23 protein-coding genes are annotated in these 24,288 nt (G+C 65.9%); 10 read left to right on the forward strand and 13 right to left on the reverse strand.

The features are described 5' to 3' along the window. Positions 1 to 134: 134 nt before the first annotated feature. From ACSFCA_RS32125 to hppD, 5 genes are all read right to left on the reverse strand, one after another. The gene (locus tag ACSFCA_RS32125) at positions 135 to 1,067 is read right to left on the reverse strand and encodes an MBL fold metallo-hydrolase (protein ID WP_258352720.1); all 933 of its coding nucleotides are present in this window, start codon (positions 1,065 to 1,067) and stop codon (positions 135 to 137) included. Then, positions 1,068 to 2,762, reverse strand: coding sequence for an AMP-binding protein (locus ACSFCA_RS32130; RefSeq protein WP_435462404.1), 1,695 nt, complete (start codon positions 2,760 to 2,762; stop codon positions 1,068 to 1,070). A gap of 126 nt (positions 2,763 to 2,888) precedes the next feature. Then, positions 2,889 to 3,761, reverse strand: a complete 873-nt coding sequence (gene phhA, locus ACSFCA_RS32135; RefSeq protein WP_435462403.1) for a phenylalanine 4-monooxygenase — start codon at positions 3,759 to 3,761, stop codon at positions 2,889 to 2,891. Between the two features lie 16 nt (positions 3,762 to 3,777). Then, positions 3,778 to 4,581, reverse strand: a complete 804-nt coding sequence (locus ACSFCA_RS32140) for a transporter substrate-binding domain-containing protein (RefSeq protein WP_435462402.1) — start codon at positions 4,579 to 4,581, stop codon at positions 3,778 to 3,780. A 32-nt stretch (positions 4,582 to 4,613) separates the two neighbouring features. After that, positions 4,614 to 5,741, reverse strand: a complete 1,128-nt coding sequence (gene hppD / locus ACSFCA_RS32145) for a 4-hydroxyphenylpyruvate dioxygenase (RefSeq protein WP_093059826.1) — start codon at positions 5,739 to 5,741, stop codon at positions 4,614 to 4,616. Positions 5,742 to 5,884: 143 nt separating this feature from the next. Here hppD and ACSFCA_RS32150 point away from each other — a divergent pair, with 143 nt between their 5' ends. The 4 genes from ACSFCA_RS32150 to lnt all read left to right on the forward strand — a co-directional run bounded on the left by ACSFCA_RS32150 (position 5,885) and on the right by lnt (position 9,738). Continuing rightward, entirely contained in the window at positions 5,885 to 6,358 is a 474-nt protein-coding gene (locus ACSFCA_RS32150) for an Lrp/AsnC family transcriptional regulator (protein ID WP_093059828.1), read from the forward strand. A 108-nt stretch (positions 6,359 to 6,466) separates the two neighbouring features. After that, positions 6,467 to 7,195, forward strand: coding sequence for a GNAT family N-acetyltransferase (locus ACSFCA_RS32155; protein ID WP_093059830.1), 729 nt, complete (start codon positions 6,467 to 6,469; stop codon positions 7,193 to 7,195). A 99-nt stretch (positions 7,196 to 7,294) separates the two neighbouring features. Next, positions 7,295 to 8,173 (forward strand): HlyC/CorC family transporter, encoded by an 879-nt coding sequence (locus ACSFCA_RS32160; RefSeq protein WP_007836122.1) that lies wholly within the window; start codon positions 7,295 to 7,297, stop codon positions 8,171 to 8,173. Next, positions 8,173 to 9,738 (forward strand): apolipoprotein N-acyltransferase, encoded by a 1,566-nt coding sequence (lnt, locus tag ACSFCA_RS32165; RefSeq protein ID WP_258352724.1) that lies wholly within the window; start codon positions 8,173 to 8,175, stop codon positions 9,736 to 9,738. The genes ACSFCA_RS32160 and lnt overlap by 1 nt, the downstream gene beginning before the upstream one ends. Before the next feature lie 3 nt (positions 9,739 to 9,741). Here lnt and ACSFCA_RS32170 read toward each other — a convergent pair whose 3' ends face one another. From ACSFCA_RS32170 to ACSFCA_RS32200, 7 genes are all read right to left on the reverse strand, one after another. After that, a complete protein-coding gene (locus ACSFCA_RS32170) occupies positions 9,742 to 11,124 on the reverse strand; it encodes an FAD-binding oxidoreductase (protein ID WP_435462401.1) in 1,383 nt (460 codons plus the stop codon). A gap of 9 nt (positions 11,125 to 11,133) precedes the next feature. Next, a complete protein-coding gene (locus ACSFCA_RS32175; RefSeq protein ID WP_258352726.1) occupies positions 11,134 to 11,946 on the reverse strand; it encodes an ABC transporter permease in 813 nt (270 codons plus the stop codon). Next, the gene (locus ACSFCA_RS32180) at positions 11,943 to 12,773 is read right to left on the reverse strand and encodes an ABC transporter ATP-binding protein (protein ID WP_435462400.1); all 831 of its coding nucleotides are present in this window, start codon (positions 12,771 to 12,773) and stop codon (positions 11,943 to 11,945) included. The genes ACSFCA_RS32175 and ACSFCA_RS32180 overlap by 4 nt, the downstream gene beginning before the upstream one ends. A gap of 14 nt (positions 12,774 to 12,787) precedes the next feature. Further along, positions 12,788 to 13,771 (reverse strand): ABC transporter substrate-binding protein, encoded by a 984-nt coding sequence (locus tag ACSFCA_RS32185; RefSeq protein ID WP_093059838.1) that lies wholly within the window; start codon positions 13,769 to 13,771, stop codon positions 12,788 to 12,790. Positions 13,772 to 13,846: 75 nt separating this feature from the next. Continuing rightward, positions 13,847 to 14,710: a creatininase family protein gene (locus tag ACSFCA_RS32190; protein ID WP_435462399.1), complete on the reverse strand. Its 864-nt coding sequence runs from the start codon at positions 14,708 to 14,710 to the stop codon at positions 13,847 to 13,849. Between the two features lie 23 nt (positions 14,711 to 14,733). Beyond that, positions 14,734 to 16,002 (reverse strand): amidohydrolase family protein, encoded by a 1,269-nt coding sequence (locus ACSFCA_RS32195; protein ID WP_435462398.1) that lies wholly within the window; start codon positions 16,000 to 16,002, stop codon positions 14,734 to 14,736. Beyond that, on the reverse strand, positions 15,999 to 16,586 hold the full coding sequence (locus ACSFCA_RS32200) for an NAD(P)H-dependent oxidoreductase (protein WP_435462397.1): 588 nt from the start codon (positions 16,584 to 16,586) through the stop codon (positions 15,999 to 16,001). The genes ACSFCA_RS32195 and ACSFCA_RS32200 overlap by 4 nt, the downstream gene beginning before the upstream one ends. A 328-nt stretch (positions 16,587 to 16,914) precedes the next feature. Here ACSFCA_RS32200 and ACSFCA_RS32205 point away from each other — a divergent pair, with 328 nt between their 5' ends. From ACSFCA_RS32205 to ACSFCA_RS32230, 6 genes are all read left to right on the forward strand, one after another. After that, positions 16,915 to 17,421 carry a Csu type fimbrial protein gene (locus ACSFCA_RS32205; RefSeq protein WP_258352732.1) on the forward strand — a complete coding sequence of 169 codons (507 nt, stop codon included), beginning with the start codon at positions 16,915 to 16,917 and terminating at the stop codon, positions 17,419 to 17,421. A gap of 19 nt (positions 17,422 to 17,440) precedes the next feature. Beyond that, positions 17,441 to 18,169 (forward strand): fimbrial biogenesis chaperone, encoded by a 729-nt coding sequence (locus tag ACSFCA_RS32210; protein ID WP_258355221.1) that lies wholly within the window; start codon positions 17,441 to 17,443, stop codon positions 18,167 to 18,169. Then, positions 18,120 to 20,531, forward strand: coding sequence for a fimbria/pilus outer membrane usher protein (locus tag ACSFCA_RS32215; RefSeq protein WP_435462396.1), 2,412 nt, complete (start codon positions 18,120 to 18,122; stop codon positions 20,529 to 20,531). Before ACSFCA_RS32210 ends, ACSFCA_RS32215 begins: the two co-directional genes overlap by 50 nt. Further along, the gene (locus tag ACSFCA_RS32220) at positions 20,528 to 21,547 is read left to right on the forward strand and encodes a Csu type fimbrial protein (protein ID WP_354338736.1); all 1,020 of its coding nucleotides are present in this window, start codon (positions 20,528 to 20,530) and stop codon (positions 21,545 to 21,547) included. The genes ACSFCA_RS32215 and ACSFCA_RS32220 overlap by 4 nt, the downstream gene beginning before the upstream one ends. A gap of 163 nt (positions 21,548 to 21,710) precedes the next feature. Continuing rightward, complete coding sequence (locus ACSFCA_RS32225; protein WP_435462395.1) at positions 21,711 to 22,184, forward strand: hypothetical protein; 474 nt, start codon at positions 21,711 to 21,713, stop codon at positions 22,182 to 22,184. Positions 22,185 to 22,338: 154 nt separating this feature from the next. Further along, complete coding sequence (locus ACSFCA_RS32230) at positions 22,339 to 22,653, forward strand: hypothetical protein (RefSeq protein ID WP_258352736.1); 315 nt, start codon at positions 22,339 to 22,341, stop codon at positions 22,651 to 22,653. A 26-nt stretch (positions 22,654 to 22,679) separates the two neighbouring features. Here ACSFCA_RS32230 and ACSFCA_RS32235 read toward each other — a convergent pair whose 3' ends face one another. Beyond that, positions 22,680 to 24,287 carry a carboxypeptidase regulatory-like domain-containing protein gene (locus ACSFCA_RS32235; protein WP_435462394.1) on the reverse strand — a complete coding sequence of 536 codons (1,608 nt, stop codon included), beginning with the start codon at positions 24,285 to 24,287 and terminating at the stop codon, positions 22,680 to 22,682. Between the last annotated feature and the right edge of the window lies 1 nt (position 24,288).

Raw genomic sequence — 24,288 nt, forward strand, 5'->3', positions numbered from 1 at the left:
GAAACGCGTCAGCGCCGATGATAGTGCGGGTTCCCGTGTGAAAGTAGGTCATCGTCAGGCTCTTACAGCCCAGAAACCCCCAGTCAGCATTGACTGGGGGTTTTTGCTTTGGGGGAACGCAATCAGGAAGCGAATTAGGTATTGCGAATACCTGAAATGCTCATCTCAGCTGCGCCTGCGGCAACCAATTCCGCCAAGATATCTCTGGTCAATTGATCCAAATCAACAGCGCCGAAAAAGCGCGATCGAATGGCTTCAAGATAAGCGGTGCCCCGCAACCAGGCATTCCAATCCACGACAGAGATCGATTGCACCTCCAGCAGCTTGAACTTCATCAACACCTTGATGGCGTGACGTGCGTGTTTCACTGGATCGCGCTGCAAGCCGTCGAGCCGTCGACGCGCAACGGACAAGGCCTTGTCGACATCGTCGAAGGCAGCGCCATGTCCAGGAATCACTTGTTGCGGCCTGAGCTCGCCGATCAGATCCAGCGTCGCGCCCACATCTTCGAACGACGGTTCGCCGGCCAGCTCGGGAAACGCAATGCCAAATCCGTTCTCCCACAGGGCATCTGCAGAAATCAGCGTCCGTGATTCCGCGTCGAACAGAATGACCGAATGCGGATCGTGGCCTGGCGCAGCATGCACCTGCCACGGTTTGTCCCCGAGCACGCATTCCGTTCCTGGCCGCAGCAGTCCCGTAAAGCGAAACCGTGGGCATGTCTGCCCCGTCGCCAGGAAACTTAGGCCGCGCTGATCCCAACTCTCCACCAGCGCAGCCTCGCCTGGCGGAATCTCAGTACGAGCCAACGGATAGCGCGCCTGCAGCGCCGCGTTCCCCCCGCAGTGGTCGCTGTGAAGATGCGTATTCAGAATCCGATCAAGCGGCCGTTTCTCCAGCACTGATTCAACCAAGGCCAAGGTCTGATCGGCATGCGTCGCATACCCCGTATCGACCACAGCCGTCTCTTCATCGCCCACGAACAGGACGTTATTCGAAGACAACCACCCTCGCTCGAACACGATGACATTCGCCGGCAGCCCGGCGCTCGCCGACGAATGGCTCATTCAGGCGATCGCAGCGGTGCGAAGTTCGCGGCGCAGGATCTTCCCTACATTGGTTTTCGGCAGCGATTCCCGGAACTCGATGTGCTTCGGCCGCTTGTAGCCCGTGAGCTGCGAGTGGCAGTACTGGAGCACGGCGTCTTCGGTCAGCGTCGGATCCCTGCGGACCACGAAGACCTTGATGGCCTCGCCCTGCTTCTCATCAGGCACACCCACCGCCGCGCATTCCACAACGCCAGGGCACAGCGAGATCACGTTCTCGAGCTCGTTCGGGAACACGTTGAAGCCGCTCACCAGAATCATGTCTTTCTTGCGATCGACGATGCGGCTGTAGCCGTCTTCCTGCATCACGGCGATGTCGCCAGTGCGCATGAAGCCGTCGGCGGTGAAGGCCGCCGCAGTCTCGGCGGGCTGGTTGTAATAGCCCGTCATCACATTCGGCCCCTTGATGCAGAGCTCGCCAGACTGGCCGATCGGCAGCGAATTCCCGTCATCGTCCTTGATCGCGATCTCAATGCTGGGCAACGGCAGTCCGATCGTCCCGGTGAACTTGGTGTTCGACACAGGATTGTTGGTCCCGATCGCGCAGGTCTCGCTCATGCCCCAGCCTTCGATCATCGGACAGCCGGTAGCCTCGAACCACTTGCGCGCCGTGCCTTCCGAGGCCGCCATGCCGCCCGCCTGCGAAACGAACAGCGTCGAGAAGTCGATCGATTTGAACTCGGGGTGCATCAGCAGCGCATTGAACAGCGTGTTCACTGCCGGCAGCATGTGGAACGGTCGCTTCTTCAGCACAGCGATGAACTTGTTGAAGTCCCGCGGGTTCGGAATCAGCGTCATGTGCGAGCCCTGGCGGATCACCAGCAGGCACAGCGTCAGCGCGAAGATGTGATACAGCGGCAGCGCCGCAATGCTGTTGACCTTCGCGAGGTCACCGGCGCGCGATAGCGCCGGCGTGAACCAGGCCTCGGCTTGCAGCGTTGCTGCGACGATGTTGCGATGGGTCAGGACCGCGCCCTTCGACAGGCCAGTCGTGCCGCCCGTGTACTGCAGGAACGCGATCGAATCGAGTGTGCTCTGATCGGGCCCCAGCGTGCGGCCGCGCCCCTCGGAGATCGCCTGGGTGAACGGAGTGACCGCACGCCCATCGCTCAACGGCAACTTGTAGGCCGGCACGAGCTTCGCCAGATGGCGCACCGCCACAGTGATCCACGCGCCATACAACCCGCCCAGCAAGTCGCCCATCGACGTCATGACCACGTGCTTCACGGGCGTGCGCTCGATCACCTTTTCAAGCGTTGCCGCAAAGTTCTCGAGGATGACGATGGCCGTTGCCCCGGAGTCCTTCAGCTGATGTTCCAGCTCCCGCGCCGTGTACAGCGGATTGACGTTGACGCAGGTATAGCCCGCACGCAGCACGCCGCACATGGTGACCGCAAACTGCGGAATGTTGGGCAGCATGATCGCCACGCGTGCACCAGGCTCGAGCCCGCGCGATTGCAGCCAGGCGCCCATCGCCTTCGACAGCGTGTCGAGCTCCCCGTAAGACATCCAGCGCTCCATGCAGACCGAGAACGGCCGATCGGCATAACGGCCGAAGGCCTCGTCGAACATGTGAGGCAATGAACGGTACTGCTCGGGATGAATTTCGTGCGGTACGCCGGCCGGATAGTTTTGTTGCGCGGATGTTGTCTGCATGCAAGCTCCTTTGGCGCGGATTGTGGGAGGCAGTGCGCCTCCGCCGCCAGCGGGCTTGTCCTAGGGAGCGGGTGTGCGCTGTCGCACGCGCGATAGCTGCGCGGCGACTGAAAACCCTTCGAAAATTCAGGCCTTGCCCGATTCGCCCGGCAGCAGTACCCCAGCCTCGATGTCGGACTCGACCTTCAGCGACTCGTACAACGGCGTGAAGTCAGGCGCCGTGAAGTCGAACAGTTGGGCGAAGCTGTCGATCACGAAGTAATTGGCCTGGTAGGTGTCGATCTTGTAGCGCGTGCGCATGGTGCGTAGCAGGTTCAGCGGCAGCCGGCGCGGCTCGTCGCTGAGCACCGCGTGCTTCAGTTCGCCCACTGAGCTCAGGATGCCGGCGCCGTAGGCACGAAGGCCGTCTGGCTGGCGGATCAGCCCGAACTCCACCGTGTACCAGTAGAGCCGCGCGAGCTTCTCGCCGGCGCCAAGCTCATGCGCCTTGATGCCACCTGCACCGTAGCGCTGCACGTAGTCGGCGAAGGTCGGGTCGAACAGCATCGGCACGTGGCCGAACAGGTCATGGAACACGTCGGGCTCGACGATGTAGTCGAACTCTTCGGGCTTGCGGATCCAGTCCGTCACCGGAAACTTGCGGTTCGCGAGCAGCGTGAAGAACGGCAGCTCCGGAATCAGCCCCGGCACCGCCACGATCTCCCAGCCCGTTGCGCGGTGCAGCCGTTCGTTGAGTTCCTCGAAGCGCGGGATGCGGTCCTTCACGCCGAGCGAAGGCAGTGCCTTGATGAAGGCGTCGCAGGCCAGCCCGGGCAATTGCGCTGCCTGGCGCTCATAGAGCCGGCGGTACGTGTCGTGATCGGCCTCCGTATAGCTGGCCCAGTCCTGCGGGCAGGTGTAGTCGGCCAGCACCGCGCCGCCGCGCGAGTAGTCGCCGCGGGGCGGCCGGTCCGAGGCGCCGTAGACGGCGGGGGTGACAACAGCGGCAGGGGTTTCCATGAGATCGAATCTTGAGTTACTTGAGCCAGCGGTCCATCGTGCGCTGGAAGTCGCCGCCGGCTTGCTGCAGGTGCAGCCATTGGTCGACATACGACTTGAAGGCCACGTCGTCGCGCGGCAGCATCCAGGCCATTTCGCCGTACTGCAGCGGCTTGTCGGGGTTGATCGCGCACAGGCCCGGCTTGAGCTTCTGCTGTGTGATGGCCTCGGCCGCTTCGGTCACGAACACATCCGCGCGGTTGGCGAGGATCTCGTCGAAGATCGTCACGTTCTCGCCGTGCAGCGTGAGCTTGGCCTGCTTGAAATTGGTCCGGGCGAAGCGTTCGTTGCTGCCGCCCGGGTTGAAGATGACGCGCACCGACGGCTTGTCGATGGCGGCCACGCTCTGGTATTTGGACACGTCGGCGCAGCGCGCAATGGGCGTCTTGCCGTTGACCATGTAGGGCGCGCTGAAGAAGGCGCGCTTCTGCCTGTCGGTAGTGACCGACACGCCGCCCACGGCGATGTCGCACTTGCCGGCGCTCAGGTCGGGCAGCAGGTTGGCCCAGGTGGTCTTGACCCACTCGGGCTTCGCGCCGAGGCTGGCGCTGAAGCCAGTCATCAGGTCGACGTCGATGCCCTCGAATGCGCCGTCCGTCTTCTGGAAGCTGAAGGGCTTGTAGTCGCCCGGCGTGCAGATGCGCAGCACCGCGGCCTTCTGCACCGTGTCCAGGTGCGAGCCGGCCACCGGCGCGGCCGCCGGTGCCATGGCACAACCCGAAAGAACGGCGGCAGCTGCCGCGATGAAGGTCAAACCGATTGAAGACGTACAGCTGCGCATGCGGGCTCCAGAAGCAATAAGGGAAGGGGCCCTTATTTTGCGGCGCTCAGCACGCCGCGGCGCATCTGGTCGAGCTCGATGCTCTCGAACAGCGCCTTGAAGTTGCCGTTGCCGAAGCCGTCGTCGCCCTTGCGCTGGATGAACTCGAAGAAGATCGGGCCCAGCTGGTTCTCGCTGAAAATCTGCAGCAACAGCGCGTCCTTCTTGCCGTCGATCAGAATCTTGCGCTTTTGCAGCTCTTCCACGCTCTCGCCGTGGCCGGGGATGCGCTTGTCGACCAGCTCGTAGTACGTGTCGATGGTGTCGAGCAGCGTCACGCCATTGGTGCGCAGCGCGTCGACCGTGCTGTAGAGGTCGTCCGAGCCCATCGCGATGTGCTGGATGCCTTCGCCTCGGTACATGTCCAGATATTCCTGGATCTGGCCAGCTTGTTCCTTGCCCTCTTCGTTGATCGGGATGCGGATCTTGCCGCAGGGGCTGGTCATGGCCTTGCTCTTCACGCCCGTCACCTGGCCTTCGATGTCGAAGTATTTGATCTCGCGGAAGTTGAAGAGCTTTTCGTAGAAGCCGGCCCAGACGTTCATGCGGCCGCGATACACGTTGTGCGTCAGGTGGTCGATGTAGGTCAGGCCGTTGCCGAACGGCGAAAGCGCCTGTTCCGGCGCAACGCCGGGCAACGCCTCGAAGTCGACGTCGTAGAAGCCGATGTTGCCGATGTCGCCGGGCTTCGCGCCGTTCTTGCCGGGCCAGCGGTCCACCAGGTAGATCAGGCTGTCGCCGATGCCCTTGATGGCGGGAATGTTCAGTTCGCCAGGACCGGCCTTGTCGGCAAAACCCCACGCGCCGAGTGCCGTGGCGCGTTCGTAGGCTTGCTTGGCGTCCTGCACGCGGAAGGCGATGGCGCACACGCTCGGACCGTGCTCGCGTGCGAACTTCTGCGCGAAGGAATCGGGCTCCGCGTTCAGGATGAAGTTGATCGTGCCCTGGCGGTACAGCAGCACGTTCTTGTGGCGGTGCTTGGCCACGGCCTTGAAGCCCATGCGCTCGAACACCTTGCCCATGGCGACCGGATCGGGTGCCGCGTACTCGATGAATTCGAAGCCGTCGGTGCCCATGGGGTTCTCCCAGGGCGTGAAGGCGGGTGCGTCGGCTTGGCTCATGTGCGGTCTCCGGTGGGTGGGGATTGAATGAATAAGGCGCTAAATCGGCCGGTCATGCAATGTAGGGTGGATGCCTCTCAGGTTTTCTGCGTTTCCGGGCGCTCATGGTGGCTCTTGCGCAGTAAAACTGCAAGAATGATGAAATGGAAGCTCTGGACAAGATTGATAGGATGATTTTGCGCACGCTGCAAGCAGACGGCCGTGCAACCTACGACCAGATCGCGGAGCAGGTGAGCCTGTCGCCCAGCGCCGTGCTGCGGCGGGTCAAGCGGCTGGAAGAGCACCGCGTGATCGACCGCTACGTGGCCCTGGTCCAGCCCGAAGCCATCGGCCTGGGGCTGACCGCCTACCTCAACGTGCGGCTCGAAAAGCACACCGAGACCCACAAGCGCAACCCGATGGACCTGTTTCGCGCCAGCGTGCAGACCTGGCCCGAGGTGGTCGAATGCGCCGCGCTCACCGGCGACATGGACTACCTGCTGCGCGTCGTGGTGGCCGACATGGCCCACTACAGCCGATTCATCATGGACACCCTGCTCAAGCACCCTAGCGTGGAAGACTGCAAGACCAGCTTCGTTCTGGACCGTGTCAAAGCCACAACAGCTGTGCCGGTTTAGCTACATCTGGTTGCGTGAGCGCCACGTCCCTCGGTACTGGTTCACGAATGTGTCCCGCGATTGACCTTGTGGACTTGTTGTTTAAGGGAAAACCCTTACATTTGGGTCATGCTCACCGCCAAGACCCTTCTCAAAGCGTCTCTCGGCCTCGGCTCTTTCCTGAAAGCGCCGATGGTTGAAGCGCAACCACGCGCCGTCAGCGCGCCTCAACCCGTCATGGTGCCGATCCGCTCGATCGGCCCGCGCGAACGGGAGCGCATCGCCCGCCACCTGCTCGAACTCACCCCGCACGATCGCTACCTGCGCTTCGGCTATGCGGCGGCCGACGAACAGGTCCAGCGCTACGTCGACAGCCTCGACTTCGAGCGCGACGAGCTCTTCGGCATCTACAACCGCCGCCTCGACCTGATCGCTATGGCGCACCTGGCCTTCGCGCCCGGCGATGAGCACAGCGACTGCGCCGAATTCGGCGTGTCGGTCTCGGCGCACGCCCGCGGCCGCGGCTACGGCGCCCGCCTGTTCGAGCGCGCCGTGGTCGTGGCCCGCAACGAAGGCGTGGGCATGCTCTTCATTCATGCGCTGAGCGAAAACGCCGCCATGCTGAAGATCGCCCGCAACGCCGGCGCCACCGTGGTGCGCAGCGGCTCCGAAGCCGAGGCTCACCTCGAGCTGCCCAGCGCTACCTTCGACAGCCGCATGAGCGAAATCGCCCTGGAGCACTACGCCGCGGTCGACTTCGCGCTCAAGAGCCGCGCCAAGCAGTTCTGGGCCTTCCTGGCCAGCCTGCAGGAAGTGCGCAGCGGCATGCGCGACGCCCGCAAGAAATCCGCCCCCTGAGGGAGCGGGGCGCCCCCAACTGGCTTATGCCGGCCGTGGGGTAGAGCGTGTCACACGCAATCCGGTATCCTTGTCCCTCCTCAACTAAGCCCTCCCGCAGTGGCCGACCCTCACCCTGAACGCGCTCCCGTTGAACGGGAAGACAAGCGCGGCTTTCTCCAGAAGCTCGCCGAATTCATCCACCCCGGTCCCGACTCGCGCGACGAGCTGATCGAAACCCTGGCGGACGCCGAGGACAACGAGGTGATCGGCGCAGAGTCGCGCGTGATGCTCGAAGGCGTGCTGCGCATGGCCGACATGACCGCCGGCGACGTCATGGTCGCCGCGCCGCGCATGGACCTGGTGAACATCGACGCGCCGTTCGATGCACTGCTGCACCTCATCATCGACACCGCGCACTCGCGCTTCCCGGTGTACGAGGGCGAAAAAGAAAACATCATCGGCATCCTGCTCGCGAAAGACCTGCTCAAGCTGCAGCGCGCGCCGGGCCTGAACATCCGCGCCCTGCTGCGTCCGGCCACCTTCGTGCCCGAGAGCAAGGGCCTGAATGATCTGCTGCGCGAGTTCCGCGGCAACCGCAACCACCTGGCCATCGTCATCGACGAGTTCGGCCGTGTCGCGGGCCTCATCACCATCGAGGACGTGCTCGAGCAGATCGTCGGCGAGATCGAGGACGAGTTCGACATCGCCGAAGACGAGGGCGACATCTTCGGCCTTGCCGACCACACCTACCGCGTCTCGGGCGACACGCCCATCGAGCGCGTGGCCGAGGCCTTCGGCATCGTGTTCGACGAAGAACAGCTCAGCGAAGACTTCGACACCATCGGCGGCCTGATCGCGCACGAGATGGGCCACGTGCCCAAGCGCGGCGAGCACCATGCGATCGGCGGCTTCGACTTCGTGGTGCTGCACACCAAGGGCGGCGCGGTGCGCTGGTTCAAGGTGTCCCCGGCCCGCGGCGGCGACGCGGCCGACTGATGCGCGGCGCGCCGGCATCCTCTTCCGCCAACCTGTTCCGCCTGCTCGGCTTCGGTGTCGCCGGGCTCGCGCAGGCGCTTTCGATGGCTTCGCCCGTGGGCGGCAAGCCGCTGTGGTGGCTGCAATTGCTGTCGCTCGGTGTGTTCGTCTGGCTGCTCGACGGCCTGCGCGCGCAGGGCGCGGGCTGGCGCCGGGCTGGCCTGCATGGCTGGCTGTTCTCCACCACCTGGCTCACCGGCAGCTTCTGGTGGCTCTTCATTTCGATGCACACCTACGGCGGGCTGCCTGCGCCGCTTGCGGCCATCGCCGTGCTGGCGCTGGCCGCGGCGCTGGGGCTGTACTACGCGGTTGCTGCTGCCTGGTTCGTTGTGCGCGGGCCGAAAGGGCGGGTGACTGGTGCGCTCGTCTTCGCGGCGCTGTGGACGCTGGCCGAGCTTGTGCGCGGCAGCTGGTTCACGGGCTTTCCGTGGGGCGCCGGTGGCTATGCGCATGTCGAAGGTCCGCTGGCCGCGCTCGCGCCGTGGGTCGGTGTCTACGGCATCGGTGCAGTGGCGGCGCTGGTCGTTGCGTTGGTCGCACTGCATCGACCTGTTCGCGGCTTGGAGATGGCGCAGGGACTGGTGCTGATCGCGCTGGTGTTCGCGGTGCCGCATCTGGTGCCACCACTGAATGGCGACGTTCAGGGCGCCAAGGGTTCGACTGGCAAGCTCCAGGTCGCGCTCCTGCAAGGCAACATCCCGCAGGACGAAAAGTTCATTCCCGGCGGTGGCATCGAGACCGCGCTGCGCTGGTACGGCGAGCAACTGCGCGATGCCAGGGCCTCGCTCGTCGTGACGCCCGAGACCGCCTTGCCGCTGCTGCCGCAGCAGTTGCCGGCCGGCTACCTCGATGCGATCCAGGCGCGCTACAGCCAGGGCACGCAGGCCGCCATCGTCGGCCTGCCGATGGGCGGCCAGGGCAGCTACAGCAATTCGGTGCTCGGCTTCCAGCCCGGTGCCGCACAGCCCTACACGTACAGCAAGCACCACCTGGTGCCTTTCGGCGAGTTCATTCCGCTGGGCTTCCGCTGGTTCATCCAGATGATGAACATCCCGCTCGGCGACTTCGAGCGCGGCGGGCTCGCGCAGGCGCCTTTCGTCTGGCAGGGCCAGCGCATCGCGCCGAACATCTGCTACGAAGACTTGTTCGGCGATGAGATCGGCGCGAACTTCCGCGATGAGGCCACTGCGCCCACCATCCTGCTCAACGTGAGCAACATCGCGTGGTTCGGCGACTCGGTCGCCATCGACGAGCACTTGTCGATCTCGCGCATGCGCGCCCTCGAGTTCGCGCGGCCGATGGTGCGCTCCACCAACACCGGCGCCACGGTCGTGATCGACGCCGAAGGCCATGTAACGCACGAGCTGCCGCGCCTCACGCGCGGCGTGCTCGAAGCCAGCGTCGAAGGCCGACGGGGCCTCACGCCCTATGCGCGCTGGGTGGCGCCCTTCGGCCTCTGGCCGCTGTGGATATTGGCAATGGCCATCGTGGCAGCAGCCTTCGTGCAAGGCCGCCGCCGGCGCTGAATCTCAGGCCGCTGGCGCAGCCTTCACCGGCCAGTCGCGCAGCTTGCCCGGGTTCAGCAGGCCCATCGGATCGAAGCGTTTCTTCACCGCGATGACTTCGGGCGGCAACGGTCCGCCGGCCTTGCCGTCTTCCACGATATTCACGTGCGGGTTGTTGATGTGCACGTCGTGCTCGCGATGGATGCGGATGATCTCGTTCAGCCGCTCCTCGGTGCTGAAGCGCACCAGCTGCAGCCCGCTGCAGGTCATGAGCCCCGCCACGTTGCGCAGGAACTCAATGTGCATCATCACCTCGCCGCCCAGCAGCTTTTCCATCTCGATGACCTGCTCGACGTGCCTGCCTGGAATGAACCCGCTCTGCAAATAGGTCAGCGTCGGGTCGATCTTCAGCGCGTGCAGCGTCGTGTGGTTCCAGGTGAACTCCATCAGCGTGCGGTTGCTCTTCTGCACCTCGTCGGCCGTCTTGCGGTAGCTCACGGTGCCGCCGTGCGCTTCCACCAGCAGCATCATCGCGGGCTCGCTCGATTCGGCCACCAGCGACAGCACCGTGTGGCAGCCCTTCGGCAGGTGCGCGGCCAGCTGCGCGAGGTGGTCGGAGATCGGCGCGGCAAAGAACGAGATGCCGCGCTTGATGATGCCCGGCGCATGCGCCAGCTTGTCCGCGAAGTTCAGCGCGTTCTCGAAGTCGTCGAAAGTCACCAGCGTTTCGAGCCACGGATGTGCGGGCGCCAGCGCAATTTCCAGCTCCAGCACGAGGCCGTTGGTGCCCCACAGGTGGTGCATGCGCATCGCTTCGGCGCCGCGCAGTTCAACCACCTGCGGCTCGGCCTCGATGGTCATCGCGCGAATGCCGAGCACATTGCCGGACGCACCCAGCGGCCCATAGTTGATCGAGCCCACGCCACCGAAGCCGCCGCCGAACAGGCCGCCCAGCGTCGCACTGCGGTAGGTCGAGGGCACGCAGCGCATCTCCTGCCCCGTGGGCTTCGTCTGCTTTTCCAGTTCGCCCAGGCGGATGCCGGCCTGCGCGCGCGCCACGCCGGGCCGCACCCACAGGCAGGTGTTGTAGCCCGTCATGTCGAGCACCACGCCACCGGCCAGCGGCGTGGTCTGGCCGTAGTTGCCGGTGCCGCTGCCGCGGATGGTGATCGGCACGCAGCGGCGCGCGCAGGCGCCGACCACCGCGCGAATCTCTTCCTCGGTGCGCGGGCGCACGACCACGTCGGCGCGCTTGTCTTTCAACTGGCGCGTGAGCACGGGGCTGAACCACGAGAAGTCTTGCGAGAGCCGCGTGACGCGGCTTTCATCGGTGATCCAGTCGAGATCGGGCAGTTCGAGCAGCAACTGCTCGATGGCGCTGTCGAGCGTGAGGGTGGGAGCATTCATGGTCAAGGTTCAATCCTGGGAAAGTTCGCTCGCATGCCACGAGCCCAGCGCCAGCTTGGTCAGCCAGGCCATCAGCACGAAGAGCGCGACGCCGGTGAGGGAAATCAGCAGCAGGGCCGCGAACATGCGCGGAATGTTCAGCTGGAAGCCCGCCTGCAGGATCTGGTACGCCAGCCCCGCGCCCGAGCCGCCCGTGCCGGCCACGAACTCCGCCACCACAGCACCGATGAGCGCCAGGCCGCTTGAGATGCGCAGTCCACCGAAGAAGTACGGCAGCGCGCTAGGAATGCGCAAGCGCACCAGCTGCTGCCAGCGCGTCGCGCGGTTCAGCTTGAAGTAGCTCTGCAGGTCGGGGTCGATGCTGCGCAGGCCCAGCGTGGTGTTGCTGATGATCGGGAACAGCGCCACCAGCGCCGCGCACACCGTCATGGCCGCCACCGGGTTCTTCACCCAGATGATGATCAGCGGCGCCACCGCCACGATGGGCGTCACCTGAAGCAGCACCGCGTACGGAAAGAGCGCGGTCTCGATGCGCTTGCTCTGCACGAACAGGAACGAGATCAGCACGCCCGCCACCGTGGCCAGAAGGAACGACAGCACCGTGATCTTCAGCGTGACCAGTAGCGCATTGCCCAGCGGCGCCCAGTCGGTCACCAGCGTCTGCATCATCAGGTAGGGCGAGGGCACCAGGTAGGGCGGCAGCTCCATCGCCACCACCATCCATTGCCACAGCGCGACCAGCACCACGCCGATCAGCACCGGGTAGAGCACGCGCTGCACGCGCGGCTGGTTCAGCAGGGGCGTGGCTTTCGCTTTCGTCATCGCGGGGTCTCCTCGTCGGCGCTGCTGGCGCGCAGCAGGCTGTCCTGCAGCCGCTTGGCGTAGCGCGCGAACTCGGGCGTCACCATGAAGTCGGCGCTGCGCGGATAAGGTTCGTCGATGTGGAACTCTTCCACCACGCGGCCCGGCCGCGCGGCCATCATCACCACGCGGCTCGACAGGAACACTGCCTCGTGGATCGAGTGCGTCACGAAGATCACCGTGAGCTTCTTCTTGCGCCACAGCTCCAGCAGGTCGGCGTCGAGCTTGTGGCGCGTGATTTCGTCGAGCGCGCCGAAAGGCTCGTCCATCAGCAGCAGGTCGGGCTGCGTGACGAGGCCGCGCGCAATCGACACGCGCATCTGCATGCCGCCAGAGAGCGCGCGCGGCAGCGCATCGGCAAACTTCTCGAGCCCCACGAGTGCGAGCGATTCCATCACCCGCGCGTCGGCCTCCTTGCGCGGCACGCCGGCCAGGTCAAGCGGCAGGCGCACGTTGGTCCGCACGCTGGCCCAAGGCATCAGCGTGGGCGACTGGAACACGAACGACAGCTTGTGCGGGCAATCGTGAAGCTGCGCCACGGGCCTGCGCCACACCAGCAGCCTGCCGTCGCTGGGTTCGAGCATGCCCGCCACCATCTTCAGCAGCGTGCTCTTGCCGCAGCCCGAGGGGCCCAGCAGCGTGACGAATTCGCCCTCGGCGATCGACAGGTCCACCGGCAGCAGCGCCTGCGTGCCGTTGGGGTAGGTCTTCTCGGCCGAGAGCACTTCCACCGCGGGCACGGCAGGCGCCGTCGGTGGCGCGAGGGTGTGGGGTTCGATGCGATTCATGGAGAAAGGAAGGCTCAGGGCAGGACCTTGGCGTCTTTCACGAACTCGGTCGTGTAGGTCTTGGCGAGCTCCACCTTGGCCGGGTCGAGCAGCTTCGCGGTCACGAGGAAGTCGTAGCTCGCCTTGGAGCGTGCATCCGTCATCACGCCGATGCCGAGCTTGGCCGCGTCGCCGCCGGTGACCATGCCCATCTCCTTGAGCTTGGCCACGCTGTAGGCCAGCTGGTCGTCGGTCATGTTGGGGTTGTCTTTCTTGATGAGCGCGTTGGCGGGCGCCGGGTCGGCGAGGTAGCTCTTCCAGCCCTCGGCCGAGGCCTTCACGAACGCGGCGACCTGCTTGCTGCGCTCCTTCACCGTTTTATCCATGCACGACACGGTGGTCGCGTAGGCCGGAAAGCCGTGGTCGCTGAACATCAGCACCGTGCTCTTCACGCCGGCCTTCTGGATGGCGTAGGGCTCGGAGGTCAGGTAGCCCTGCTGCGCGGTGTTCTTGTCCGCCACGAAGGGCTGGATGTTGAAGGTGTAGGGGCGCGTTTGTTCGTCGGTGAAGCCGAACTTGGCCTTCAGCCACGGCCAGTAGCCGCGCTGGGCCTGCGCACCAATGAGCAGCGTCTTGCCCTTCAGGTCCTCGAACTTCTTCACGTCGTCGTGCGCGATCAGCACCTGCGGATCTTTCTGGAAGAAGGCCGCCACGTTGACCACCGGCACGCCGCCTTCGCGCACCTGCATCATCTGGATGTCGCTCGAACCCATGATGCAGTCGGCCTGCCCGGCAGCCATCATTTGCGTGATGTTGACCTGCGGGCCGCCCATCTTGATGGTCACGTCGAGGCCGTACTTCTTGTAGATGCCCTGCGCCACTGCCTGATAGAAGCCGCCGTGCTCGGCCTGTGCGTACCAGTTGGTCATGTAGGTGAACTTGTCCTCGGCCTGCGCGGGCGCGGCGGCGAGGAAGGCGATGGCGGCGGCGCCGGCCAGGGACAGTGCGAAGGAGCGCATGGGAGACCTCTCGTAGGCTGGGTGAAATGAAGAAAAGGCGAAGTAGTCGATGCAAGAAGCAGGCTCAGGCCCATCTCAGGCCGGTTCGAAGCTCTGCTGGATGAAGCCCTGCTGATGGCCGCGCTCCCAGGTGGCTTCTTCGCGCACGACCCAGCGCAGCGCGTACAGCTCGGTCAGTGCCTGCACCCAGCTGTCGGAGAGCGTGTCGAGAATGGCTTCGCCCTGTTCGCGCGTGGCCGTGGTCGGGTCGCCGATCACGCCGCTGGGGCCGAAGTCGCGCGCGGTCCATGCGCAGGCCGGGCGGCCATCGGCCGACAGCAGCTTGATCGGGAAGGGCGGCGGAAAGTTGGCGACCGCGCGCTCCATGTGCACCGTGTCGGGCGCAAGCGCGAGCATCAGCGCAGTCTCGGAATGGCCGGCGTGCATCGCGAGCTTCTTCTCCTGCTCGCTCACTTGCTTGCTCGCCGCACTCGGCAGTCGCGACACGCCGTGCGGCACGATCACGAAGTCGCCGTGGCGCAGGCGCAGCTCGCGCGCTGCCATTTCCAGCACCTGCGGCTGGCCGCCGTGGCCGTTGGCGAACAGCAGCTTGCGAAAGCCCGAGCGGTACACCGACTCGCCGATCTCGATCACCGTCGACAGCAGCGTGGTGCCCGTGAGCGTCATGGTGCCGGGAAAGTGCAGATGCTCTTCCGACTTGCCATACGTGATGGTCGGCAGCGCGAAGGCGCGCACCTCGGCGGGCAGCTTTTCCAGTGCCTTGCCCATCACGCCCGAGCAGATCACGCTGTCGACCGAGCACGGCAGGTGCGGCCCGTGCTGCTCGATGGCGCCGCAGGGCAGCACGATGACGGTGTTCTCGCGGTCGGGCAGCGCGGCGATTTCGGTCCAGCTCAGGTAGGGCAGGAAGCGGTGGGGCGGGATGTAGCCGTGGAGCATGGGAATCCTTGTGCGTTCGTTCGTTACCGGGGAAGGAAGGGCGTTGCGTCGCCGTGCGTCACGCGGCCATCGCGCAGCACCACGCGGGTGGCGGTGCGCGAAGGCCAGCCATGGCGGTCGGCCTGCGTGAACAGCACCAGGTCGGCGGCGCGGCCGACCAGCGTGGGCGTGGCGGGCGCGGGGGCGCGATGCAGCCAGTCGCTGCGGCACAGTGCCTGCGACCAGGTGTCGAAGGGCTCGTCGAGCTGCGCCACCAGTGCGGCCGTGCCCAGCGCTTCGACGGGATCGAAACTGCCGAGGCGGCAGAAGGGGTCTTGCACGTTGTCGCTGGCGAAGAGCAGCGGAATGCCGCGCTCGCGCGCTTCCTTCACCAGCGTGATGCCGCGTTGGCGCGGCGTGCGGCCGGTGACGGCGTCCTGCAGCAGCAGGTTGGTGGCGGGCAGCGAGACAACCGTGATCGGCGCGCGCGCCACCGCATCGAGCGTGGCGAAGGCCTGCGCCTCGGGCTGGGCGGCGAGCGCGCAGATGTGTCCGCAGACCACGCGGCCTTCGTAGCCGATCTCGCGCAGGATGCGCGCCGTGGTCTGCAGGCCGACCGCCGAGGAGTTGAGTTCTTCGTCGACGTGCAGATCGATGTCGAGGTCACAGGTCTGCGCCGACACCAGCAGGTTGCGCAGCGCGTTCTCGCTCCAGTTGGTGGAGTGCACGAAGCCGCCGAGCAGCGCGTGCGGCCCCGTGGCCTTGACCTGCTTGGCAAGACGCATCGCCTGCGCAGCGTCTTCGAACAGCGGCAGCTTGATGAGGCTCACCTGTTCGAGCCGCACCCTGCCGGCCCATTCCTGCGCCAGTTCGGCCATCACGGGCCAGGCCATCGGCACCGAGTCGGGCTCCCACCAGTCGACATGCGTGCGCAGGTGCGTGGTGCCGCATTCCCAGGCCCATTGCAGGCCGCGCGAGGCGCGCTCGCGCACGTCGGCGGGCGTCCAGTGCACGCGGTCGGCCAGCATCGCGTCGATGGCGCCGAGCAGGCCGGGCTGCACCCGCTTCATGCGCGGCAGGGTGAAGGCCTTGTCGAGGTGGGTGTGGGCGTCGACGAAGCCGGGCAGGGCCAGCGTGCCGGCGAGGTTCCAGGCTGACGGCGGCGCTGCGGCTGTGGCGGGTTGCACCGATTGCACGCGGCCGGCTTCGAGCGCAATGCGCGCCAGCACGGGCACGCCGTCGCGCAACGGCCAGTCCGTGGGCAGCAGCCAGCGCGGTAGCCGCACGTTGTCGAGGAGCGAGGGAGCGTTCATGCGAAACGCGCCATCGCTTGCCCCACGCGCGCCATGAAGCGCTTGAGCTGGGGCTCGGTCGCGATGTTCATGTGGTAGTGGGCGTGGTAGTCCACCTTGGCGCGCCTGCCAGTGAGCCGCAGCATGTACCGCGTGACGATCTTTCGCGGCGGATCGCCCATGTACATCGCCATCCAGCGTGGCCGGCCGTAGGTGACGACGGCGCTGATGCGTTTGATGTGCGTGAGCATCGGCTTCACGTTTGCCGGGTCGCTGATATCGAAGGCCACGCCCGGCATGAAGAGCCGGTCGAAGTAGCCCTTGAGCATCGCCGGCAGCCCGAAGCACCAGGTCGGAAAGCAGAACACGATGCCCTCGGCCCATTGCAGCCGCTCCACGTAGGGCTTCAGCGGCAGCTGGTTGGCTGGCACGTCGTGGTAGCCCAGCCGCTCCTCGCGCGACAGCACCGGGTTGAAGCCCTCGGCGTAAAGGTCGCAGTCGTCCACCTCGTGCCCGGCGGCGCGCAGGTTCTTCAGCACCTCCTGGTGCAGGGCGGCGTGGAAGCTGGTTTCGACCGGGTGGCAGTAGACGACGAGCACGCGCATGGTGTGTTTGACCGCTTAATCAGAGCAAGTGGTCAGGTTATGCAAGCGACGTGCCAGTGCGGGTGCACCGGTTTGGGGAGGCGTGGCGGGCGGGCGACGCGACGCCTGGAAAACCCGCGCTAGCGCGCCTGAATTTCGTAACAAAAGTCACGGAAGTCTGCAAAAACGCAACGAGAAGAGTACAGCTCCTACGCTTTACGTAACACTCTCACACCCTTTCTTCTAATTGTTAACTAAAATTCACACTTCCAAGGTTGTGAACTTTGGACTTCATTTCCCGTTCGATTCACCAAGAGTTCCGTCTTACTTACATCTGTAGGCATTCCTCATGAAAAAACCTTCCCTTATCGTTGCCGCCGTCCTTGCAGCCATGGCCACCAGCGCGGCGGTAGCCGCAACGGCCACCTCCACGTTTCAGGTCCTCATTACCGTGACCAAGGCCTGCTCGGTCACGGCAGGTGCGGCATCGAACATCGATTTCGGCTCGGTCGCTTCCACCGCCACCGCTCTGTCCGCCAGCAACAACATCAGTGTGACCTGCTCCAAGTCGACGCCCTACAACATCGGCCTGCTGCCCTCGAACAACAACACCACTGGCGCCGGCGTGATGAGCCCCGTCGTGGCGGGCCCCGACACCATCGCCTACCAACTGCGCTCGGTGAGCGCCACCGGTCCGATCTGGGGCAACACCGCCACGCCCGTCGCGGTCGGCAATGGCGTGGCCGGCACCGGCACCGGCGCGGCTCAGACGATCCCCGTGTGGGCCACGGTCGCGAGCGTCAACGTGACGCCTGGCGCCTACCTCGACACCGTGACCGTCCAGGTCAACTACTGATCGATTGCCTGGGTTGCCCGTGCACCGCTTGCTTCGCTACACCTTTGCCCTCGCGTTTGCCCTGGCTCACGCGGTCGCTTCGGCGAGCGGGCTGCAGGTTTCTCCGGTCACGCTGACGCTTCAGGCCACGCAGAACGCCGATGGTCTCTGGCTCAGCAATACCGGTGACGACGTGGTGCACGCCCAGGTGCGGGTCTATCAGTGGTCGCAGGAGAACGGAGCCGAAAAGCTGACGCCCTCGCGCGAACTCCTCGTGAGCCCGCCGATGGTGCAGCTGGCCCCGTCCGAGCGACAGCTGATCCGCGTCATCCGCACCGGCGTTCCTGCCGGCGCGGCCGAGAACTCGTACCGGGTCATCATCGATGAGCTGCCGGTCGAGATGAAGGAAAAGAAGGGCCTGCAGCTCGTGCTGCGCTATTCGGTGCCCATCTTCATCGCCGCCGCTGGCGCGCAACCGACCGCGCCCCAACTCGCTTGGTCGCTGCGCCGCGAAGGCAGCCAGGCGGTGCTCGAAGTCGCCAACGGCGGCGGGATGCACGCCCAGCTTGCCGATCTGGATTTTGTCGATACCGCCGGCCGGCGCACCGCAGTGCATGCCGGCTTGATGGGCTACGTCCTGCCGGGTGCGAGCATGCGTTGGCCTTTGAAGACACCCGCGGAAGCCTTTGCTGGCGGCGGCGTTCTGGAAACGAAGATCAATGGCAACGCGACGCAGGAAAAAATCCCGCCGCTTCAACGCGTCCGCTGAGCGCCTGTTGCCACTGCTGCTGCTGCCCGGTCTGATGCCGTTTGCTGCTCAGGCCGAGGGCGCCGCAGCCGGCCCGAGCTCATGGCTGGTCGCGTCCGCCGCGGAAAGTGACCTTACCGGCCCGACCGGCAGCGACCTCTATCTGGAGCTGAGCCTCAACGGCAACCCGCAGGGGCTGGTGCATTTCGGCCTGCGCGGCCAGGAGCTCTGGGCCAGTGCCACCACGCTGCGGCAACTGGGCTTCATCCTGCCGGCGGGCGCGTCCGATCCCGTGCGGCTCAAGAGCCTTCCCGGGGTGCAGGTGTCGTACGACACCGCAAGGCAGACCCTTTCGATCAACGCCCCCGACGACGTGCTGCGCCTGCCCAGGACCGTGGTCAACACGTCGACGGTCGTCTCGCCGAAGGCCAGCGCCTCGCCCGGCCTGCTGCTCAACTACGACCTCTATGGCACGCAGGGCCGGGGCAACAACTCCAGCCTCAACGCGCTCGCCGAAGTGCGCGCGTTCAGCGGAACCAGCGTGTTCAGCAGCACGATGATGTCGCGCGCGACCCGCGTCGACAGCGAAGGCTGGCAGCACGATTCGGTCCGGCTCGACACCACCTGGAGCCAGTCGTTCCCCGACGACATGCTGACGCTGCGCGTGGGCGACACCACCACCGCATCGTTGCCGTGGTCGCGCTCCACCCGGATCGGCGGCATCCAGCTTTCGCGCAATTTTTCGCTGCAACCCTATCGCACCACCACTCCGCTGCCGGCGTTCCTGGGGTCGGCCACGCTGCCTTCGCAGGTGGAGCTCTACATCAACGGCCTGCGCCAATACACCGGCCAAGTCCCGGCGGGGCCCTTCCAGCTCAACACGGTTCCGAGCATCAACGGCGCGGGCAACGCCCAGGTGGTTCTCACCGATGCCTTCGGCCGTGCCACGACACTCGATTTCTCGCTGTACGACACGCAGCGGCTGCTGGGGGAGGGCCTGTCCGACTGGTCCGTCGATCTCGGCGTGGTGCGCAAGAACTACGGCCTGCGCTCGAACGACTACGGCAGCGACCCCGCCGCCACCGGCGTCTGGCGTTACGGCGTGAGCAACAGCTTCACGCTGGAGGCGCACGGCGAGGCCACCAGGGGGCTGGTCAAGGGCGGCGTCGGCGGCGCATGGCTGCTCGGGCAGAGCGGCGTGTTCACTGGCGCCGTGGCGCGCAGCAGCTATCGCGGGGAGGGGGGCTCGCTGCTCAGCATGGGCTACAGCTGGCGCGACAACCAGTTCAATTTCGCGGTCGAGGGCACGCGCACGCGCGGCGAGTACCGCGACGTCGCATCCCTGTACGGCAGCGCGCCGCCGAGCGGTTCGGGCCGGGCGTCGATCGGCTACACCACCAAGGACTTCGGCAGCTTCGGCCTCAGCTACCTCTATCTGCGCTATCCGGCGCAGGAGGCGACGCGCTTGGCCAGTGTCTATTGGTTCAGGGCGATCGGATCCAGTGCCTCGATGAACGTGAGCCTCAACCAGAACCTGGACAACCGCCGGGAACGCAGCCTTTTCGTCGGCTTTACCTGGGCGCTGGACGGCAAGGTCACGGCCAGCGCCGGCGTCCAGCGCGACCGCGGCCAGACCGTCTACACCGCCGATGCGCAGAGCTCCATGCCGGGCGACGGCGGCATCGGCTGGCGCGCCGGCCTGCGCCAGGGCGGCGGCCAGAACGGCGGACAGGCCGAGATCGACTACCTGGGCCGCTATGGCCGCGCCATGGCCGGCATCAGCGTGCTCGGCGACAACCGTTACGCCTACGCCGGCGCCACCGGTTCGATCGCGTTCATGGGCGGCCAGCCCTTCGCGGCCCGGCGCATCGACGACGCCTTCGCGGTGGTCTCCACCGACGGCATTGCCGGCGTGCCCGTGAGGCTGGAGAACCGGGACATCGGCACCACGGACGACAAGGGCATGCTGCTGGTGGCGCCGCTGCGGTCCTACCAGAGCAACCAGCTGTCCATCGATCCGATGCAGTTGCCCGCCGACGTGAAGATCGAGCGCGTGAAAACGGTCGCCACGCCGAGCGACCGCTCCGGCACGATGGTGCGATTCGGCATCACGCCGGTCAGCGCGGCCGCGCTGCTGCTGGTGGACGAGGCGGGCAAGCCCCTGCCGCTGGGCAGCCGCGTGCGCGCCAATGGGCAGGATGGTGAGCCGGCGCTGGTCGGCTTCGATGGCGCGGTGTATCTCGAATCGCTCCAAGCCCACAACACGCTCGATGTGCAGACGCCCGGCGGCGCCTGCCGGACCAGCTTCGACTATCGCAAGGACGGCGTGGCAATCCCGCAGATCGGGCCGCTGCGCTGCGCCAGGGAGGCCAAGACGCCATGAGTCTTCTGACCAGTACTTTGCGCGCCCTGCGCCTGCCTCTGTTCTGCGCACTGCTGTGGCTGCTGTCGGCGGGCAGCGCGCAGGCGTCAATCAATTGCACCGCGACGATGACGGCCGTGGCTTTCGGCACGGTCGACCTGGTCGCCGGCGGCACGCCCACGCCCGCCACCGCCACGCTGAGCTACACCTGCACCAAGACCGGCAACACCAACACTACCGAGTACGCGAGGGTCTGCTTCAACATCGGCGATGGCAACGAAGGTCTCACGAACTTCAATCCGCGCGTCATGAAGAGCGGCGCGGGCGACTCCTTGAAGTTCCAGCTCTACCAGGGGACGACCAGCACGATCTGGGGCTCGAGCGGCAACGCCGCGGTGCCGAACCCGTACACCATCAACATCGCCATTCCTGCCCGGTCCACCACCTCCTCGGGAAGCACCACGATGCGAGGGGAGCTGATTGCCCTGCAGACCACCGTGCCTCCGGGCGCGTACCAGGACAACTTCGCCGGAATCCATACCTCGATCACGCTGACGTCGAGCACGAACGCCCCGCCGACGACATGCGGCACGGCGGTGGCGGACCAGTTCGCCTTCATCGTCAGCGCGACCATCGCCAAGAGCTGCCTGGTCACGGCCGATCCGCTGAACTTCGGCTCCGTCGCGGGCCTCCCGGGCGGGGCCAACATCGACCAGATCAGCACCATCAACGTCACCTGCACGACGCCCACGGCCTACACGGTCGCGCTGACGCCATCCAACAACGCGACCACCGGTGCAGGGGCGATGACGCCGACCGGAGGCGTGCCCGGCAACACCGACACGGTGGCCTACCGGCTCTACAGCAACGCCGCCCGCACGAGTCCCTGGGGCGGCGTCACGGGAACCAACACCGTCGCGGGCACGGGCACCGGCCAGGTCCAGGCGCTGACCTTGTATGGCCGCGTTCTGGGCGCCAGCGTCAACGTGCGGCCGGACAGCTACCTGGACGTCGTGACGGTCGGCGTGACTTACTGAGCTGTGCCGGCGGCTTTGCCGACACGGAAAAGCCTGCTGGCAAATTGCAGGCAATGCGCGAAGAATAGCGCCCGGACTACCTTCATTTTCCCGAGACTCTGCCGATAAACCGGGTTGGGCATCGATGCGATGCCTCCCATCCAGGTTGCGAGGAGGAGTTCCCATGTCCGGAAACAGGCGCTTTGCAAGGGCGGCTGCGCTGCAATCACCGCGAACGGTGCCACCGCTGGCCGCCGTCGGCGTGCTGCTGCTCCTGCTGCCACTGCCGCTGCAGCTCAGTTCCGCGGAGCCGACGCGCGGCACGAACAGCGCCACGGGCTGGTTCAACCTGACGATGGTCGTTCTTCCGACCTTCAAGGTGCTCGAGATCACGCCCGTGAAGGGTGGGCATGAGTACCGCGTCTGGACCAACATGAAGTCGGTGCTCATCAAGGGGCGCGAGTACCGGTTCGACAAGGTCGGAGAAACGTCGTTCGTGGTGGCTGGCACCGATGCCGATGGCCGCGACAGCCTCGCCCCCGCCTGGCGCGGCGCGATCGGTGCTATGGCGGCGACCACTGGCGGCGCTGCGCCGCAGGCCGCAACCGCTCCGGCCGGCGACGGCAGCAACGCGACGCGGGTGACGGTGACTTACTAGGGGCCTTGCCCTGAATGTCGCCTTCGGGGGTCCAGAAGGACCGCCGAGAAAAAAACCGCCTGAGCCCTGCACTTCTTCCCATTTCCGCCGATATCCGGAGGTCGGGCGCCGATGCAGCGCCCGAAGCTCATGTTCTTCGGACGGATCGGGCCTTATGACGGGAAATTGGCTTCAATCGGCGCGCTGTGCGCTGGCCGCGTCGTTGCTGCTCGCGCCGATGCTGTGTGTAGCGGAGAGCGGCTTCGGCAGCAATTCCGCGACGGCGCGGGTGCGCATCACCGTGGTCGTGCTGCCGGTGTTCCGCGTGCTGCAAGTCACACCGACCGCCGAGGGGTATGACTACCGCGTCTGGACCAACATGAAGTCGATCATGCTCGACGGGCGCGAGTACCGCTTTGCGCGCGTCGGCGAGAACACGCTGCGCGTGCCTACAGCGCCGGGCGACACCTGGGTCGTGTACGGGCTGTAGGACGGGCGCGTGCTCGCGCCGTCGCGTCAGTTGCAATACTGCGCGTTGCCGCTCGTATCGAGCGACACCGGCGGATCGGCCAGGAACTGCTGCACTGGAACGATCGACGCATTGCAGGCTTCGTCCGTTCGCACGTCGAAGACATGCCAGTAGTCCGTGCTGTTGCTTTCACCGGCGGGCGGCGAAAAAACCGTCTGCGCCCCCCGGTTGCTCACCTCGACCCGCGCAGGAGAGCCGGTCTGTCCCGGATCGAAGGTGCCGGAGAAGTTGCGGATGTAGAAGCGGTAGGTGCGGTTCTTGGCCAGCTTGGCGAAGGTCGTCACTTCGGGGCCGAAGCTGTCCACGTCGTCCACGTCGAGCGCGATGAAAGGCGCGGCCGCGAGGCTGCCCTTGTCGCTGTAGTAGACGTGTTCGTCGGCGTTGGCGCCCAGCGTGTGCGAGTCGAGGTCACGCGGGCGCTCGCCCCAGGTCAGCTTGATCGACAGCGCGGAGCGCGTGAGTTCGAGGCAGCTGCCCAGCGGCACGTCCTCGTCCGCGACGTTCACCGTCGGCGCATTGGAGATCTCGCTGGCGGTGGTGGCGACCACGAAGGCCGAACTGGTGCGCTTCACGGCCACCGAGAACTCGCCGTTCGCATTGGTCAGCGCAGTTGCCTGGCCGGTGTACGACTTGCCTTCGGAAGCCACCAGTGCGCCTGCGACTCGCGCACCCGTCGCATCCTGCACGCAGCCATTGATTCGCACGGTGTTGTAGATCTGGTCCGCGTTCCAGGTGGTGAAGTGCGTCACCGTGCCTTCGTAGTACTGGTTGGGCGCGGTGCCTTGCAGCGTGGCCGAGCCTTCCTGCATCCACAGCCCCGTGGCCGTGTTGTAGAAGAACAGCGGCACCGACGGCGGCAGCGTGCCGGCGCGCGAGGACGGGGCGATACGCACCGTCGCGCTGGAACCCGCGGTCAGGTTCAGCGGCGTGCCGTCGGCATCCGTGAAGCTGGCGTCGAGCGCGCCGAAGCTCTCCATCGGCGCGCTGCCGCCGTCCGTGGCGGCGAGGTAGTTGCCGGGCATCACGTTGACGTCGCTGGCCGGCGCGATGGGCGTCACCCGTGCGGTCACCAGTCCGCTGGGCGCGCTGCCGTCGGGGCGGCGAAGCGAGTTGGCGCTCAGGCGGACCATCGCGGTCGAGCCCGGAACGACAACGTCGTGCGCCGATTGCCCGTCGAAGGTCTCGGTCACCGCCACGGGCAGCATCGGCACGTTGACGACTGTCGCTGCTCCCGAGCCGCTCAGCGCGGCCGTGGCCCGGCTCTGCGGCACCATGCCGGCCTTCGAGAAGCTCAGCAGCACCGACGCATTCGGCGGAATCTCGGCGAGCGAGTAGCTGCCGTCGTCACCCGTGACGGCGGAGACGCCGGCGGCCGTGACCGTGACCTGCGCGACGCCCTGGCCGTCGAGTGCATTCGTCACGCGGCCGCTGACCTTCGCGTTGGTCTGCTGCTGCGGCGGTGGTGGAGGCGGTGGCGGCGGTGCGTTCTGGTCGGGTGGGGGCAGGGTGACGAAGCCCGCACCTCCGTCGCTTCCGCCGCAGGCCACCAGTGCCGCTGCTGCCGCGAGCGCGGCAAAAAACATCCTCGTTTTCATG

The sequence above is a fragment of the Variovorax multivorans genome (assembly GCF_051216835.1).
Taxonomy (GTDB): domain Bacteria; phylum Pseudomonadota; class Gammaproteobacteria; order Burkholderiales; family Burkholderiaceae_C; genus Variovorax.

Coding starts and splice junctions, on each gene's coding strand:
- ACSFCA_RS32125 (WP_258352720.1), bottom strand. CDS start 1,067: ATGAGCCATTCGTCGGCGAGCGCCGGGCTGCCGGCGAATGTCATCGTG.
- ACSFCA_RS32130 (WP_435462404.1), bottom strand. CDS start 2,762: ATGCAGACAACATCCGCGCAACAAAACTATCCGGCCGGCGTACCGCAC.
- phhA (WP_435462403.1), bottom strand. CDS start 3,761: ATGGAAACCCCTGCCGCTGTTGTCACCCCCGCCGTCTACGGCGCCTCG.
- ACSFCA_RS32140 (WP_435462402.1), bottom strand. CDS start 4,581: ATGCGCAGCTGTACGTCTTCAATCGGTTTGACCTTCATCGCGGCAGCT.
- hppD (WP_093059826.1), bottom strand. CDS start 5,741: ATGAGCCAAGCCGACGCACCCGCCTTCACGCCCTGGGAGAACCCCATG.
- ACSFCA_RS32150 (WP_093059828.1), top strand. CDS start 5,885: ATGGAAGCTCTGGACAAGATTGATAGGATGATTTTGCGCACGCTGCAA.
- ACSFCA_RS32155 (WP_093059830.1), top strand. CDS start 6,467: ATGCTCACCGCCAAGACCCTTCTCAAAGCGTCTCTCGGCCTCGGCTCT.
- lnt (WP_258352724.1), top strand. CDS start 8,173: ATGCGCGGCGCGCCGGCATCCTCTTCCGCCAACCTGTTCCGCCTGCTC.
- ACSFCA_RS32170 (WP_435462401.1), bottom strand. CDS start 11,124: ATGAATGCTCCCACCCTCACGCTCGACAGCGCCATCGAGCAGTTGCTG.
- ACSFCA_RS32175 (WP_258352726.1), bottom strand. CDS start 11,946: ATGACGAAAGCGAAAGCCACGCCCCTGCTGAACCAGCCGCGCGTGCAG.
- ACSFCA_RS32180 (WP_435462400.1), bottom strand. CDS start 12,773: ATGAATCGCATCGAACCCCACACCCTCGCGCCACCGACGGCGCCTGCC.
- ACSFCA_RS32185 (WP_093059838.1), bottom strand. CDS start 13,771: ATGCGCTCCTTCGCACTGTCCCTGGCCGGCGCCGCCGCCATCGCCTTC.
- ACSFCA_RS32190 (WP_435462399.1), bottom strand. CDS start 14,710: ATGCTCCACGGCTACATCCCGCCCCACCGCTTCCTGCCCTACCTGAGC.
- ACSFCA_RS32195 (WP_435462398.1), bottom strand. CDS start 16,002: ATGAACGCTCCCTCGCTCCTCGACAACGTGCGGCTACCGCGCTGGCTG.
- ACSFCA_RS32200 (WP_435462397.1), bottom strand. CDS start 16,586: ATGCGCGTGCTCGTCGTCTACTGCCACCCGGTCGAAACCAGCTTCCAC.
- ACSFCA_RS32205 (WP_258352732.1), top strand. CDS start 16,915: ATGAAAAAACCTTCCCTTATCGTTGCCGCCGTCCTTGCAGCCATGGCC.
- ACSFCA_RS32215 (WP_435462396.1), top strand. CDS start 18,120: ATGGCAACGCGACGCAGGAAAAAATCCCGCCGCTTCAACGCGTCCGCT.
- ACSFCA_RS32220 (WP_354338736.1), top strand. CDS start 20,528: ATGAGTCTTCTGACCAGTACTTTGCGCGCCCTGCGCCTGCCTCTGTTC.
- ACSFCA_RS32225 (WP_435462395.1), top strand. CDS start 21,711: ATGTCCGGAAACAGGCGCTTTGCAAGGGCGGCTGCGCTGCAATCACCG.
- ACSFCA_RS32230 (WP_258352736.1), top strand. CDS start 22,339: ATGACGGGAAATTGGCTTCAATCGGCGCGCTGTGCGCTGGCCGCGTCG.
- ACSFCA_RS32235 (WP_435462394.1), bottom strand. CDS start 24,287: ATGAAAACGAGGATGTTTTTTGCCGCGCTCGCGGCAGCAGCGGCACTG.